Consider the following 13741-nt stretch of genomic DNA (forward strand, 5'->3'; position numbering starts at 1 on the left):
CGACATGCTGTTCATGGCCGGCGGCGGGCGCACCACGCGCGTGCACGGGCCGTTCTGCTCGGACAGCGAGGTCGAGACCGTGGTCGCCCACCTCAAGCGCCAGGGCCGACCCAGCTACCTCGACGCCGTCACCGCGGACGACGAGGAGGGCGCGGCCGAGAAGGGCGGCGCCAAGGGCAAGGCCGGCCCGGCGGAACTCGAACTCGACGGTGCCGTGTTCGATCAGGGTTCGTTCGGCGAGACCGGCGGCGACCTCTACGATCAGGCCGTGCAGGTGGTGCTGCGCGACCAGAAGGCGTCGACCAGCTACATCCAGCGCCGCCTGCAGATCGGCTACAACCGCGCCGCCTCGATCATGGAGCGGATGGAGGTCGAGGGCATCGTCGGCCCGGCCAACCATGCCGGCAAGCGCGAGATCCTGGTGGAGGACGCCGTCGGCTGAGGGCGGCTTTCCTCGGACGGTGCCTCGGCCAGCGCAGCTGGCAGCGCATCGGATGGCGCGCCGGGCTGGTCGGACGGAAGGCCGCCCCTCCGCGTCCCGGGGCCGCCGGCGCGCCGGGACCGGTTTCCGGCCGTGCGGCGTCGCGATGACGTCTCCAGACGCGCCGCGCTCGATGCGCAGCGGGCGCCGGCGTCGCAGACGCCGATGTCCATCCGGGACGCCGCCATCCTAAGGTCGGCTCCGCGGAGCCGCCGGGACTCCGGAACGGGCCCCGCCCCGGCGGGTTGTCTGGCCGGTTTGCTGCAGCGCAGCCGCACGGGAGGCAGGGATGGCCGAGCCGACGACGACCCTCAAGGACAAGGCCGCCTGCGGCACCAAGCCGGCGCCGCCCTGCACGCTGGTGATCTTCGGGGCCGGCGGCGACCTGACCAAGCGCCTCCTGATGCCCTCGCTCTACAACCTCGCGGGGGCCGGGCTCCTGCCGGAGGGCTTCTCGATCCTCGGGGTCGACCACAACGACGGCACCGACGAGGGTCTGCGCGACACCCTCACCAAGACCCTGGAGGCGTTCAGCCAGGACCCGACCTCCGAGTTCCACGCCGACCATATCGACCAGACGAGCTGGGGCTTCATCCGCGACCGGCTGCACTACCTCAAGGGCGACTTCGAGAAGCCCGAGACGTTCTCCGCGATCCGGGAGCGGGTGACGGGCAGCGCGGTGTTCTACTGCGCGGTGGCGGCCCGCTTCTTCGGGACGATCGTGGACGGGCTCGGGCAGGCCGGCCTGCTCAAGCAGGAGGGTGACGAATTCCGCCGCGTGGTCATCGAGAAGCCGTTCGGCTCCGACCTCGCCTCGGCCCGGGAACTCAACGCCCGCATCCTCAAGCAGGGCGACGAGAGCCAGTTCTACCGGATCGACCACTTCCTGGGTAAGGAGACGGTGCAGTCGATCATGGCGTTCCGCTTCGCCAACGGGCTGCTGGAGCCGGTCTGGCGGCGGGAATACATCGACAGCATCCAGATCACGGCCGCCGAGACGGTGGGCGTCGAGGAGCGCGGCGGCTTCTACGAGCCGACCGGGGCGCTGCGCGACATGGTGCCCAACCACATGTTCCAGCTCCTCTGCATGGTCGCCATGGAGCCCCCGAACTCCTTCGACGCCGAGGCGGTGCGCACCGAAAAGGCCAAGCTCGCCGAAGCCGTGCGGCCGATCCCGCCGACGGATGCGGTGCGCGGCCAGTACACGGCCGGCACCTCGGAGGGGCGCGACGTGCCGGCCTACCGGGACGAGCCGCACGTGGCCGAGGATTCGGTCACCGAGACCTACATCGCCCTCAAGCTCCATATCGAGAACTGGCGCTGGGCCGGCGTGCCGTTCTACGTCCGCACCGGCAAGCGCATGGCCGGGCGGCGCACCGAGATCGCGGTGCTGTTCAAGCCGGCCCCGTTCAAGATGTTCGCGGATACGCCCAATGCGGATCTCGGGCCCACCGTGATGCGGATCCTGATCGATCCCGATCACGGGGTCAGCACCGAGTTCAACGTGAAGGTGCCGGGGCCGCAGATGCGGATCGGCCGGGTGCGGTCCGGCTTCCGCTACAAGGACTTCTTCGCCGACACGCCGAATGTCGGCTACGAGACGCTGCTGTACGACTGCATGACCGGCGACGCGACGCTGTTCCAGCGCGCCGACAACATCGAGGCCGGCTGGGCCGCGGTGGAGCCCCTGCTCGCGGGCTGGCCGCAGGCGGAAGTGGCCTTCTACCCCGCCGGCAGCACCGGCCCCAGAGAGGCCGACGCGCTCCTGGCGCGCGACGGCCGCCACTGGCTGGGTCTCGACGGGACGACGGATTGAGCGAACCGGGCGGAACCGGGCGGGGGCTGCCGGCCGGGCCGCCCGGCTTCACGCCCCCTGGCGACGCCCCCGCCCTCGAGGGCTGAGAGGCGGAACTGGAGCCGGCGCTCCTGTCCGTCAGGCGGGACCCCACCCGGATCCGCCTCGCGGCGATCGGCCCGCGGGCGACCTCGCGGCTTCGGACGGCCCGTGACCGTTTGCGGGTGCAGGGCCGTGCCCTCCGGAAGCGCGGCGGAACTCCGCCCGGGCGACCCGCCGGCGGTGGGCAATCCTTCCGAAACCCGGAATCTCAGCGGCGCTTGAACGGCACCATCGCGGCCACCGCGAGGGCGTCGACCCGGTTGTTCAGCGGGTCGCTGGCGTGGCCCTTCACCCAGTGCCACGCCACCTCGTGGCGCTCCCGGGCGGCGTCGATGCGGCGCCAGAGATCCTCGTTCTTGACGGGCTTCTTGTCGGCGGTGCGCCAGCCCCGGGCCTTCCAATTGTGGATCCAGCTGGTGACGCCCTGGCGCAGGTACTGCGAGTCCGTGAACAGGTCGACCCGGCAGGGGCGCTTCAGCGCCTCCAACGCCGCGATCGCCGCGAGGATCTCCATCCGGTTGTTGGTGGTGTGGGCCTCGCCCCCGGAGAGTTCCTTGCGGGTGTCGCCGAAGATCAGGATCGCGCCCCAGCCACCGGGCCCGGGATTCCCCGAGCAGGCGCCGTCCGTGTAGATCATCACGCGCTTCGGTTCGGCGGCAGACCCAGCCTCGGATTCAGCCTCGGACCCGGCCTCGGGTCCAGCCTCGCTCAGATCGGTGCTCATCCAGCCCTCAACCCTGCCGCCCGTAATCCCGCGCGTCCCGCGCCCGCCGGTGGAAGGTGAGCCGGCGATCGAATTCCCGCGGGTCCTTGGGCTTCACCAGGGCACCCGGCGGCACGTTCAGCCAGTCCACCAGCCGGGTGAGCATGAACCGGAGCGCCGCGCCCCGGCACAGGACCGGCAGGGCCGCGACCTCGGCGGGTTCGAGCGGCCGCACGGCCTCGTAGCCCGCGATCAGCGCCGCCGCCATGTCGCGGTGGAAGGTGCCGTCGACCGAGAAGCACCACGCGTTGAGGCAGACCGCGAGGTCGTACGCGAAGGCGTCCGTGCAGGCGAAGTAGAAGTCGATCAGCCCCGACAGGGCGTCGCCGATGAAGAACACGTTGTCGGTGAAGAGATCCGCGTGGATCACCCCGCCCGGCAGGTCCCGGGGCCAGTGCGCCTCCAGGACGTCGAGGTCGGCGCGGGTGCGCGCCGCGAGGCCGGGCTCGACCGAATCGGCCTGCGCCTCGGCCTGTTCGAAGAGCGGTCGCCAGGCCTCGACCGAGAGGTTGTTCTCCCGCGCCATCGCGAAATCCCGCCCGGCCGCATGCAGCTCGGCCAGTGCCCGGCCGAGTTCCCGGCAATGCTCCGCGCCCGGCGCCTTGACGGACACGCCCTCCAGGAAGCTCACGATCGCGGCGGGCCGCCCGCACAGCTGCCCCAGGGCCTGGCCGGCCCGGTCCCGCACCGGCTGCGGGCAGGCGAGGCCGCGGGCGGAGAGGTGCTCCATCAGGCCGATGAAGAACGGCAGATCCTGCTCCCGCACCCGCTTCTCGTACAGCGTCAGGATGTAGGAACCGTCGGTGGTGTGCAGGAAGAAGTTCGAGTTCTCGACCCCCTCGGCGATGCCCTTGTAGGAGAGCAGGCTGCCGATCGCGTAGGCGGACAGGAAGTCGGCGAGCGCCGCGTCGGATACCTCGGTGTAGACGGCCACGTGTTCGCGCTCTGGATTTTCGGATCTTCGATACAACGAGGGGCGCCGAAGCGCCCCCGCATAAAGCCTGCCGCGCCCGTGTCCAGGCTGCCTACTCGGCGGCCTCGCTGCGCAGCTCCCGCGGCAGCGGGAAGACCATGTCCTCGATCACCGTCGAGACCGTGTCGACCAGGACGTCGTAGCGGGCCGCGAAGGCGTCGATGATCTCCTCAACCAGCACCTCGGGGGCCGAGGCCCCGGCGGTGAGGCCGAGCTTCCGGATGCCCTCGAAGGCCGGCCAGTCGATCTCCTCGGCGCGGAGCACCAGGCGGGTGATCGGGCAGCCGACGCGCTCGGCGACCTCGCGCAGGCGCTGCGAATTCGACGAGTTGGACGAGCCCACGACGATCAGGGCGTCCACCAGCGGGGCCACCTGCTTCACCGCCTCCTGGCGGTTGGTGGTGGCGTAGCAGATGTCGTCCTTGTGCGGCCCGGTGATGGTCGGGAACTTCTTCTTCAACGCCTCGACGATGTGCCGGGTGTCGTCCACCGACAGGGTCGTCTGGGTGACCCAGGCGAGGTTGTTGGGGTTGTCGGGGGTCAGGGCCGCGATCTGGTCGAGATCCTCCACCAGGGTGATCGAGCCCTTGGGCAGCTGGCCCATGGTGCCGACCACCTCGGGATGGCCGGAATGGCCGACCAGCAGCACGTGGCGGCCGCGCTTGTGGTGGATCTCGGCCTCGCGGTGGACCTTCGTCACCAGCGGGCAGGTGGCGTCGATGGTGGTCAGGCCGCGCGAATCGGCGTTGGCCGGCACCGTCTTGGCGACGCCGTGGGCGGAGAAGATCACCGGGGCGGCGCCGTCCGGCACCTCGTCGAGCTCGCGGACGAACACCGCGCCCTTCCGCTTCAGGCTCTCGACCACGTACTTGTTGTGCACGATCTCGTGCCGCACGTAGACGGGCGGCCCGTAGATGGCGAGCGCCCGTTCCACCACATCGATGGCCCGCACCACGCCGGCGCAGAAGCCGCGAGGGGCACAGAGCAGGATTTCCAGCGGCGGCTTGCCGGTGGTGCCCGCGACGGGCTCAGAAGGCGCGATTTCGACGGTCATAGGGGGGATGTGGCGAGGGCGGGGCTATCCTGTCAACAGGAGTCACCCACGAACAGGGCAGGAAGAGGGACGCGGAGCGGCTCTGTAGCACGATTGCCGCGGGACGCACGACGGGGGCGGACCGGGACCCGCGCCGGTCCTCGAACGCCCCCCGAGACTAAAGGCGTCTGAGGCCCGTGACCGCGCCGAAGCTGTTCGCCCGGATCCGGGCGACCGCCGCGTCCAGCGGCTCCGCAGCCACCGCCATGTGGTGACCGTTGGCGTGGATCAGCGTCCCGGGATCGAGCATCAGCCCGACATGGCCGCGCCAGAACACGAAGTCGCCCCGGCGCAGGCCCGCGAGATCGAGCGGCAGGGCCTGCCCGAGATCTCGCTCCTGCATGTCCGCGTCCCGCGGGCAGGGCAGGCCGGCCGCGTCGAGGCAGAGCTGCACGAGGCCCGAGCAATCGAGGCCGAGGCTGGTGCGCCCGCCCCACAGGTAGGGCGTCCCGATGAGCCGCGCCGCGGTGGCCGGGTAGTCGGGTTCGCACTCCGCGGCGGGCGCGCAATGGTCGGCGAACACGAAGCCGCCCGGCGTTTCCAGGTACGCCCCGGCCGCGCCGGTCACGACGAGGCGCGCCCCCAGGCTCAGATGGGCGCGGACCGGCCGCTTCAGGTCCGGCGCGGGATACAGGAAGGTGCGCAGAGCCGTGACCCGGTGCGTCGGCTCCGGCTCGGCCGGTCCCAGGCAGGCGGACGGCAGGTAGCCGACATACCCGTCGCGGACGAGCTGCACGAAGGCGAAACCGTCCGCCTCGGCGTAGAGCGTGACCGGGTCGCCCTGGAGCGCTTCAGTGTCGAGCCCGGCCTCCGGTCCGGGTTCGCGGCGGAGGGGCGCCGAGGGCGCGACGACCCGGCGCGGCGTGCCATCCACGTAGCGGGCCGCCGCGACGCGGCCGCGCAGGCCGCTGTCGGCGATGTCGGGGCGGGCCGGCGTCAGGCGCGGATCGAGCGTGTCGGTCATGGGAGGATCGTACACGCACCTCGTTAATCCCGCCCGCCCCGCGCGGCCGGGCGACGCGACCGCCGTGCCGGGGCACCGGCGCGCGAATCCGCTGATGCGCCATTATGCCGCACGAGCCGCGTTCCGGGATGGGGAGTGCTGAAGACGTGGTCGTCTGCCCCACCCCGCCGGGCGGATCCGCCCGGGCGCCCTGCTCATTTCGACGCCACGCGACCGTCGGGCGGCATTGGCGCCGCCTGCAAGCCGGCTTCCCGCAGCCATCAGGCATGTGCCCGGCACGGCGGTCGTCCGTTTTTGATGCACTGCACAACCGGCCCGGAAGACGCTATGTCTGTCCCATGAAGACTGCGAGTCGCCCCGTGAAGAAGACGCAGAAGAGCTTTGCCGACCTGCCGCCGATCCGGGTGCGCCGCGAGCCGCCGACGGTGAACGAGGCGGTGGCCGCCGCGCAGGACCTCGCCGACGACGTCGAGCAGCAGGTCGAGATCGCCGCCGGCCTGATGGGCCTGCCGGCGGATGAGGTCCGTCCCCACGTCCTGGCGGCCAAGCTGGCGGCCAGGACGGCCAAGCCGGAGCGCGTCCCGGAGCGGATCCTGACCCATGCGAGCCCGAGCCGGGCCCCCCGCACCGTCGTGGTCGAGCGCCGCACCCGACCGACCGTGGTGATCGAGCGCCGCGGCCGGCCCCTCGACCCGCGGCGCTGAGCCGCCGTCAGGGCGATGGCCTCACCAGGTCAGCGCCTCGCCCCGGAAGTCGAGGTAGTGGGCGCCCGGTCGGCCGAGCTGCGCCGTGATCACGTCGGCGAGGCCGGCGACGCTGGTCGCCACGTCGATGTCGGCCGCCGCCCCGCCCATCTCGGTGCGCACCCAGCCCGGGTGCAGGATCAGCACCGACAGGTTCTCCGCCCGGTGGCGGATCTCGAAGCTGCGCGCCAGGGTGTTCAGCGCCGCCTTGCTGGCCCGGTAGGTCTCCCAGCCCCCGGTGTCGTTCAGGCCGACGCTGCCGAGGACCGAGCTCATCACCGCGATGCTGCCGCCGGCGGCGAGGCGATCGAGGAAGGCTTCGGCGAAGCGGATCGGGCTGACGGCGTTGGTGAGATAGACCTGCGCGGCCACCGCCCGAGGGACCACGTGGAGCGGGTCCTGCGCCTGCGTGGCGACGCCGGCGACCACGAAGATCAGGTCGAACCGCTGGTCCGCCAGCCGGTCGTGAAGGGCGGCGACACCCGCGTCGTCGTCGATGTCGGCGGTCTCGATGCGCAGCGCCGGCGCGCTCAGGCGGCCGAGTTCGGGGGACGGCGTGCGCTGGGTCGCGGTGACGCGCCAGCCCCGCGCCAGGAAGGTCTCGACGAGGCCGAGCCCCAGGCCGCGGGAGGCCCCGACGATCAGCGCGCTCTTCTGGGATGGAATCATGGTCGGTCTCCGGGATCGGCCGGATAAGGTCCGATCGGGTCCGGAGGTTGCGTGACCGGGCTCACGTCCCGGGCGGTCGGGCCTCGTCCGGATCGGATCTGTGGCCGCGTCAGGACACCCTGGCGTGTCGGGGCCTCGGACGCGTTGTGTGCGGGTTCCGACTCAACCGCTCCCGTGCGCGGGCCGCCCGACCGCGGCGCATCGCACGAGCCGCAGGCCATGATCCCGACCCCCACTCTGCTGACCGCCATGCTCAAGCGGGACGACGCCGATCTCTCCTACCTCCAGCAGGCGCTCGCGACCGTCTGCGCGCAGACGGGCGGCAAGGCCGGCACCGTCCTCGAAACGGTCCTCACGCCCGTGCCGAGGCAGCGCGCCGCCGTCGTGCGACCGTTGGCCGTCCAGGTCCAAGCGGAACGATCGCCCGGCCCGCCGGACGCGGACGACCCCTGGCCGTAGGCCGAATGCGGCTTCCTCGTTCGCGAGCGCCGGACGGTGCGCGCCCACCGGCGGGCAGGTCCTCGGTCGGCAAGGCTCTCGGTCGGCGAGATCCGCGGCAGGGTCGAGGCGGAACGCCGGCTCACCGGCGACGAGCCAGGGTCCGACCCCTACCGGTTGCGGACCTGCAGGGCGGGCGCCGGGCGCCGGATCGTCATCGCGACCCTGCGGGATACAGGGCGCTGTGCGGGGGGAAGCTGGCGAGATACCGCGCACGTTCCCAGAGATCGATGCCGTGACCGTTGGACAGCGTGGCCGCCAAGGCTTTCGCCTCGTCGTCGGTGCGTGCGTCGAGGATGTTGGCCTCCCCCACCGTTCCGTCGGGGCTGAGCCTGATCACGCGGTACGCCCTCGGTCCCGGATCAGGATCATCGATGCTGGTTGGGGACCCTGACACGCGCTGATCCGTCTGTTCCGGGCCGAACCACGACAATCGCCCCACGCCCCGTTGCGGGCGCCTACGCCAGCGGATCGAGGCAGACGCGCATCGGCGCGGGCGACGCCGGCGGGAGCCGACCAAGCCGATTTTGCACAATCAACCTGAGAATGCACTTCGGAAAACCACGCAGGATCGCTGATTCCCAGAGCATTCGATCACTTTTCCGTTGATCAGGTGACGCGGTTTGTTTTCGAACATCGAATGATTACGGTGATCATCGCGCAATCCTTGAAGCCCTGCGGGCCCTCGACCCCATCGATCGGACGTTCTTGCAGCGCGGCGGCGGGACTATTCGGTCCTAGAAAGGCAACATCTCTGTCGAGTTCGTGTCGAAGATAATCTTGACTATTCGACTTAAGTCCACCCGCGGTCCTTGGACTGTCGGCGTGGACCGGCGTTCCGGAAGCCCCGGCCGATCCCGGGCCGTTCCTCGCAGGTCCGGGATGGCCGGACGCGGATTCCGATACGACCGGGCCAATCGGGGGTGCTCCCTGTGAATCAGTCGGCGGTCTGGAGCGACCAGGTGGCGTGGCGGATACCCGGGGCGCGGGCGAGTTCGGCCGTGACGGCGTCGAGCTCCTCCGCCTTCACGGCGCTGGCCGTGAGGGTCGCCACCACGTCGACCGCGCTCTCGCCCCGCTCCGCGACCTCGACGTTGCTCACCGGGTAGTTGGCCGCCTCCAGGCGCTCGACCAGAAGGTCCTGGGCGGGTCCCGCCTCGCCGGGGGCCGTGGTGACCTGGACCTCGTAGGTCGCCTCGGTGGCGGATTCGCGGATCGGCGCGCGGTTGATGGCGTTCACCAGCGGCCGGAGCGCGGTGTTGCAGGCGAGCACCGTCACCATCACGAACACGGCCTCCAGGGGCAGGTCGGCCCCGCAGAACGCGCCGACCGCGGCCGAGCACCAGAGGGTGGCGGCCGTGTTGAGGCCGCGGACGTTCATGCCTTCCTTCATGATCACGCCGGCGCCGAGGAAGCCGATGCCGGAGATCACGTAGGCCACCGTGCGGACGCCCCCGTCCGGGCCGGTCAGGCGCATGCCGAGATCCACGAAGGCGCTCGCCCCCACCGCGACCAGCACCGCCGTGCGCAGGCCCGCGGTGCGCTGCCGGTACTGCCGCTCGGCCCCGATGATCGTGCCGAGCACGAAGGCCACGAGCAGGCCGATACCGGATTTGAGCTCTTCGGGAAGGGAGGCGTAGCTGATCATCCGCGGTCTCATGGGAGCGGGGCGGTGACGAAACCGTGACACCGTGGCCCGGGTCGGGCTCGAAAGGGCGACCGGATCGGGATTGACGGCCGCACCGGGCAGCGGGCACACCGGCAAGAGCCTGAGGATCCCTTAAGAATTCGGGACCCGGCCGAGGAGACGTGCAGGATGCAGCACACGGCCCAGGATATGGCCCGACGGGCGGCTTCGGTCCGCACCGGATCGTTCTCCGCATGAGCGGCGCCCTCGCCGAACGCCGGCCCGACACCGCGCCCAGCAGCGCCCCCGACGCCGCCCTGCACGGCCGCGTCATGGCGCTGCGCGAGGGGCTGGAGCGCGGCCTGATCGGCAGCGCCGGCCTCGTGGAGCGCCTGCTGATCGGGCTCCTGACCGGCGGCCACCTGCTGATCGAGGGCGCGCCGGGGCTGGCCAAGACCCGCGCGGTCAAGCGCCTCGCCGACGGCCTCGACGGCTCCTTCGCGCGCATCCAGTGCACCCCGGACCTGATGCCGGCCGACCTCACCGGCACCACCGTCTGGCGCCAGGACAGCGGCACCTTCGAGTTCCTGCAGGGACCGCTGTTCCACGCCCTCGTGCTGGTGGACGAGGTCAACCGCGCCCCCCCGAAGGTGCAGTCGGCGCTGCTCGAATCCATGGCCGAGGGGCAGGTGACGGTCTCCGGCCACACGCATCGCCTGTCCGATCCGTTCATGGTGGTGGCGACCCAGAACCCGATCGAGCATGCCGGCACCTTCCCGCTGCCCGAGGCGCAGCTCGACCGCTTCCTCTTGCACGTCGTCGTCGACATGCCCGACGAGGCCACCGAGCGGGCGATCCTCGACCTCGTGGAGGGTGAGATCACCCACCACGTCGACGCGATGACCATGCGGTTGTCGCTGGCGGACGTGCGCGCGGCCCGGGAGGCGGCACTCGCCACCTACGTGTCGCCGGCGCTCAAGGACTACCTGGTCCGGCTGGTGGCGGCGACCCGCACCGACGCGGCCGCGCCGGACCTGCGCGCCATGATCGAGCACCCGGCCTCCCCGCGCGGCACCCTGGCGCTGATGATGGCCGGCAAGGCCCGGGCCTGGCTGCGGGGGCGCGACCACGTCATCCCCGAGGACGTCACGGAGCTGGCCCGCGACGCCCTCTCCCACCGCATCGGCCTGACCTGGCGGGCGGCCGCCGAGGGCAGGACGGCGCGCGGCCTCGTCGGCGAGCTGGTGCAGCGGGTGCGGGCGCTCTGACGGTGTTCGGGTTCGGGCAGGCGCGCCGCAGATCCCCTCCCCCCTCCGCGGCGGAGGGTACCCCGCGCGGCAGGGGAGGAGCGGGGACCGAGGCCGCGGGCACGGTCTCCCCCGACGTGAAGGCGACATCCCTCTTCGGAAGCGTCGCTGCCCTCTCCCGACCCGGCCTGACGGCCGGGCCACCCGTCCCCGGAAAGGGGGACGGGATTGGCAGCGGCGCGGGCATCCACCTCTCGGGGGAGGCCCTGATGGGCCTGCGCCACCTCGCCCGGCGGGGTTCCGCGCCCGCCACCCAGACGCTGGCCGGGCTCCCCGGCGGCATCGTCACCCGCCGCCGCGGCCGCGGCTCCGAGCCGGAGGATGTCCGCCTCTGGTCCGAGGGCGACGACCGTCGCTTCATCGACCGCAACGCCACCGCCCGCACCGGGCAGCTGCACGTCCGCACCCACCACGACGAGCGCGACCGGGCCGTGGTGCTGCTCGCCGATTTCCGGCCCTCCATGCTGTTCGGAACCCGCCGGGCCCTGCGCTCGGTGGCGGCCGCCGAGGCCCTGGCGCTGCTCGGCTGGCGGATCGCCGCCGATGGCGGCCGGGTCGGCCTCGCGGTGGCGGCCTCCGGGGCGCCGACCGTGCTGCGGCCCGCGGGGGGCGAGCGCGCCATGATCGCGGTCACCGGCGCCCTCGCCCAGGCCCATGCCGACGCTCTCGGGGCCGAGTCCGGTTCCCCGGCCCGCGCGGAGCCGCCGCTCGAGGCGACGCTGGGTCTCGCCCGCAGCCTGCTGCCGGCCGGCGGCCACCTCGTGATCGCCAGCGCCCTGGACGATCCCGGCCCGGGCTTCGACGAACTCCTGACGCTGCTCGCCGAGCGGATCGCCATCCGGCTGATCCTGGTGAGCGACGCCTTCGAGCGCGCCCGGCCGCCGGGCTTCTACCCCTTCGCCCTCGCGGATGGCCGCCGCGGGACCGCGCTGCCGACGGCCGCCGGGCCGGCGGGCGAGTCCGCCGAGGCCCGGCTCGCCGACTACGCCCGCCGGGGCATCGCGGGGGTGCGCCTCGACGTCGAGACCGGCCCGGAGGCCTACGCGCCGCTCATGGAGCGCCTCGATGCGGTGCTGTGAGGCCGGACCCGGCGGCGCGATCCGATGAATCCCGTCACGCCCGCCGAGATCCCCCTGACCCTCGATCAGCTCCGGGGCCTGCACCTGCCCGGCGGCGCCGCGGGCGCCGTGCAGGGCGAGGTCGTCGCGGCGGCCGCCCTGGGCTTCCTCGCCGCCCTGCTGGTGGGGCTCGTGCGCTACGCCCGCGGCCGGGCGCGGGCCACCGTCCGCCGGGCGGCCCTCGCCGAACTCGCCCGGAGCCGCGGCCTCGACCCGGAGGCGCGCCTCGTCGCCCAGGCCCGGCTCCTGCGCCGCCTCGGCCGGACGCTCGACCGGTCCGGCGCGGCCGAGGTCCGGGCGACGGGCGCGGACTGGGCCGCGCGGCTGGACGGGCTGTTCCGGACCGACTTCTTCACCCGGGGCGCCGGCCGGGTGCTCGCCGACGGGCTGTACCGGCGGCAGGATCCCGACCTCGACGCCCTGGACGCCGAACTCGGCCGCCTGATCGGACGGCTGCGGGCATGACCGGCTTCCTGCCCGCGTGGCTCAGCGCGCTCCTGTCGGCCTTCGACCTGGCCGCGCCCTGGGCGCTCCTGGCCCTGCCCCTGCCCCTGCTGGCCGCGCGCCTGATCCCGGCCGAGCCCGAGGGCGGCAGCGGCGCCCTGCGCGTGCCCGGCACGCTGGTGGGCGGGGCGCGCTCCGGCGCCGACCTCGCGGCCCGCGGGCGGCGTCGGGCCCTGCTGACCTGGACGCTCTGGATCGCCCTGGTGGCGGCGCTGTCGGGCCCGCGGCTGGTCATGCCGGCGGCCGCGCTCCCGGCCTCGGGCCGCGAGATCATGATCGCCATGGACCTGTCGGGCTCGATGGAGCGGCGCGACTTCACCCTCGACGGCGAGACCGTGAACCGGCTCACCGCGGTCAAGCGCGTGGGCACCGACTTCATCCGGCGCCGGGCCGGAGACCGGATCGGCCTCGTGATCTTCGCCGACCAGGCCTACGTGGCGGCGGCCCCGAGCTTCGACACCGCCGCGGTCGCCCGCGCCCTCGACGAGGCCACGATCGGCATCAGCGGCCGCTCCACCGGCATCGGCGACGGCCTCGGCCTCGCCCTGCGCCGCCTGGACCCGCGGGATGCCGAGGGCGAGGCCGGGTCCAAGGGCGCCAAGCCCGGCGAGAAGGCCGCGAAGGCCGTGATCCTGCTCTCGGACGGCGCCAACAATGCCGGCCAGACCGCCCCCAAGGACGTGGCCGAGCTCGCCAAGACGCTGGGCATCAAGGTCTACACGATCGCGCTCGGCCCCCGCGACATGGCCGATGCCGACGGCGAGCAGGACGTGGTCGACACCGAGACCCTGCGCGACATGGCGCAGGCCAGCGGCGGCGAGGCGTTCCGGGTGCGCACCACCGACGATCTGGTCCGGGTCGCCGACGCCATCGACCGGCTGGAGGGCGGCCGCGCCCTGGCGCCGCCCCTGCCCCTGCGTCGGGACCTCTGGCCCTGGCCGGCCGGCCTGGCGCTCCTCGCCGCCGCCGCGCTGCTCGCGAGCCGGAGGGGCGCGTGATGGGTCCGCACCCGACCCTTACAGCCGGCCCCCTTATCCCGAGATGCGCGCAGCGCGAGCCCCGCACGAGGGCTCCCGGGATCGCGGCGTCTTCCGGCGGGATCCT

The 13741-nt window shown here is 72.7% G+C and carries 15 protein-coding genes; 8 read left to right on the forward strand and 7 right to left on the reverse strand.

From position 1 onward, the window contains the following. Positions 1 to 442 (forward strand): DNA translocase FtsK (locus tag MKK82_RS14030; protein ID WP_279603004.1); only part of this gene is annotated, 442 nt, incomplete at its 5' end. A gap of 328 nt (positions 443 to 770) precedes the next feature. Further along, positions 771 to 2297 carry a glucose-6-phosphate dehydrogenase gene (gene zwf, locus MKK82_RS14035; RefSeq protein WP_243986082.1) on the forward strand — a complete coding sequence of 509 codons (1527 nt, stop codon included), beginning with the start codon at positions 771 to 773 and terminating at the stop codon, positions 2295 to 2297. Between the two features lie 289 nt (positions 2298 to 2586). Here the strand turns inward: zwf and rnhA are convergent, their stop codons facing one another. From rnhA to MKK82_RS14055, 4 genes are all read right to left on the reverse strand, one after another. Then, positions 2587 to 3015 carry a ribonuclease HI gene (gene rnhA / locus MKK82_RS14040; RefSeq protein WP_238289505.1) on the reverse strand — a complete coding sequence of 143 codons (429 nt, stop codon included), beginning with the start codon at positions 3013 to 3015 and terminating at the stop codon, positions 2587 to 2589. A 94-nt stretch (positions 3016 to 3109) separates the two neighbouring features. Further along, on the reverse strand, positions 3110 to 4075 hold the full coding sequence (locus tag MKK82_RS14045; RefSeq protein ID WP_238289296.1) for a homoserine kinase: 966 nt from the start codon (positions 4073 to 4075) through the stop codon (positions 3110 to 3112). Between the two features lie 91 nt (positions 4076 to 4166). Further along, the gene (ispH, locus tag MKK82_RS14050) at positions 4167 to 5168 is read right to left on the reverse strand and encodes a 4-hydroxy-3-methylbut-2-enyl diphosphate reductase (protein ID WP_238289298.1); all 1002 of its coding nucleotides are present in this window, start codon (positions 5166 to 5168) and stop codon (positions 4167 to 4169) included. A 157-nt stretch (positions 5169 to 5325) separates the two neighbouring features. Beyond that, the gene (locus MKK82_RS14055; protein WP_243986083.1) at positions 5326 to 6171 is read right to left on the reverse strand and encodes a C40 family peptidase; all 846 of its coding nucleotides are present in this window, start codon (positions 6169 to 6171) and stop codon (positions 5326 to 5328) included. 359 nt (positions 6172 to 6530) lie between these two features. Between MKK82_RS14055 and MKK82_RS14060 the strand changes: the two genes are divergently transcribed. Continuing rightward, a complete protein-coding gene (locus tag MKK82_RS14060) occupies positions 6531 to 6875 on the forward strand; it encodes a hypothetical protein (RefSeq protein ID WP_238289302.1) in 345 nt (114 codons plus the stop codon). A gap of 21 nt (positions 6876 to 6896) precedes the next feature. Here the strand turns inward: MKK82_RS14060 and MKK82_RS14065 are convergent, their stop codons facing one another. Further along, positions 6897 to 7583 carry an SDR family oxidoreductase gene (locus tag MKK82_RS14065; RefSeq protein ID WP_238289304.1) on the reverse strand — a complete coding sequence of 229 codons (687 nt, stop codon included), beginning with the start codon at positions 7581 to 7583 and terminating at the stop codon, positions 6897 to 6899. 219 nt (positions 7584 to 7802) lie between these two features. Here MKK82_RS14065 and MKK82_RS14070 point away from each other — a divergent pair, with 219 nt between their 5' ends. Beyond that, complete coding sequence (locus tag MKK82_RS14070; protein WP_238289306.1) at positions 7803 to 8042, forward strand: hypothetical protein; 240 nt, start codon at positions 7803 to 7805, stop codon at positions 8040 to 8042. A 193-nt stretch (positions 8043 to 8235) separates the two neighbouring features. Here MKK82_RS14070 and MKK82_RS14075 read toward each other — a convergent pair whose 3' ends face one another. Further along, on the reverse strand, positions 8236 to 8421 hold the full coding sequence (locus MKK82_RS14075; protein WP_238289308.1) for a hypothetical protein: 186 nt from the start codon (positions 8419 to 8421) through the stop codon (positions 8236 to 8238). Between the two features lie 597 nt (positions 8422 to 9018). Further along, a complete protein-coding gene (locus MKK82_RS14080) occupies positions 9019 to 9729 on the reverse strand; it encodes an MgtC/SapB family protein (RefSeq protein WP_238289310.1) in 711 nt (236 codons plus the stop codon). Positions 9730 to 9962: 233 nt separating this feature from the next. On the opposite strand from MKK82_RS14080, the gene MKK82_RS14085 reads away from it, so the two are divergent. The 4 genes from MKK82_RS14085 (at position 9963) to MKK82_RS14100 (ending at position 13635) form a co-directional block, all read left to right on the forward strand. Further along, the gene (locus MKK82_RS14085; RefSeq protein ID WP_238289312.1) at positions 9963 to 10976 is read left to right on the forward strand and encodes an AAA family ATPase; all 1014 of its coding nucleotides are present in this window, start codon (positions 9963 to 9965) and stop codon (positions 10974 to 10976) included. A gap of 248 nt (positions 10977 to 11224) precedes the next feature. Then, the gene (locus tag MKK82_RS14090) at positions 11225 to 12094 is read left to right on the forward strand and encodes a DUF58 domain-containing protein (protein ID WP_243986084.1); all 870 of its coding nucleotides are present in this window, start codon (positions 11225 to 11227) and stop codon (positions 12092 to 12094) included. Between the two features lie 24 nt (positions 12095 to 12118). Next, positions 12119 to 12598, forward strand: coding sequence for a DUF4381 family protein (locus MKK82_RS14095; RefSeq protein ID WP_238289314.1), 480 nt, complete (start codon positions 12119 to 12121; stop codon positions 12596 to 12598). Next, positions 12595 to 13635 carry a VWA domain-containing protein gene (locus MKK82_RS14100; RefSeq protein WP_238289316.1) on the forward strand — a complete coding sequence of 347 codons (1041 nt, stop codon included), beginning with the start codon at positions 12595 to 12597 and terminating at the stop codon, positions 13633 to 13635. Before MKK82_RS14095 ends, MKK82_RS14100 begins: the two co-directional genes overlap by 4 nt. Positions 13636 to 13741: the final 106 nt, after the last annotated feature.

The organism is Methylobacterium sp. E-046 (genome assembly GCF_022829625.1).
Lineage (GTDB): Bacteria > Pseudomonadota > Alphaproteobacteria > Rhizobiales > Beijerinckiaceae > Methylobacterium > Methylobacterium longum.

Coding starts and splice junctions, on each gene's coding strand:
- ispH (WP_238289298.1), bottom strand. CDS start 5,168: ATGACCGTCGAAATCGCGCCTTCTGAGCCCGTCGCGGGCACCACCGGC.
- MKK82_RS14065 (WP_238289304.1), bottom strand. CDS start 7,583: ATGATTCCATCCCAGAAGAGCGCGCTGATCGTCGGGGCCTCCCGCGGC.
- MKK82_RS14090 (WP_243986084.1), top strand. CDS start 11,225: ATGGGCCTGCGCCACCTCGCCCGGCGGGGTTCCGCGCCCGCCACCCAG.
- MKK82_RS14055 (WP_243986083.1), bottom strand. CDS start 6,171: ATGACCGACACGCTCGATCCGCGCCTGACGCCGGCCCGCCCCGACATC.
- zwf (WP_243986082.1), top strand. CDS start 771: ATGGCCGAGCCGACGACGACCCTCAAGGACAAGGCCGCCTGCGGCACC.
- rnhA (WP_238289505.1), bottom strand. CDS start 3,015: ATGATCTACACGGACGGCGCCTGCTCGGGGAATCCCGGGCCCGGTGGC.
- MKK82_RS14100 (WP_238289316.1), top strand. CDS start 12,595: ATGACCGGCTTCCTGCCCGCGTGGCTCAGCGCGCTCCTGTCGGCCTTC.
- MKK82_RS14080 (WP_238289310.1), bottom strand. CDS start 9,729: ATGATCAGCTACGCCTCCCTTCCCGAAGAGCTCAAATCCGGTATCGGC.
- MKK82_RS14095 (WP_238289314.1), top strand. CDS start 12,119: ATGAATCCCGTCACGCCCGCCGAGATCCCCCTGACCCTCGATCAGCTC.
- MKK82_RS14070 (WP_238289306.1), top strand. CDS start 7,803: ATGATCCCGACCCCCACTCTGCTGACCGCCATGCTCAAGCGGGACGAC.
- MKK82_RS14085 (WP_238289312.1), top strand. CDS start 9,963: ATGAGCGGCGCCCTCGCCGAACGCCGGCCCGACACCGCGCCCAGCAGC.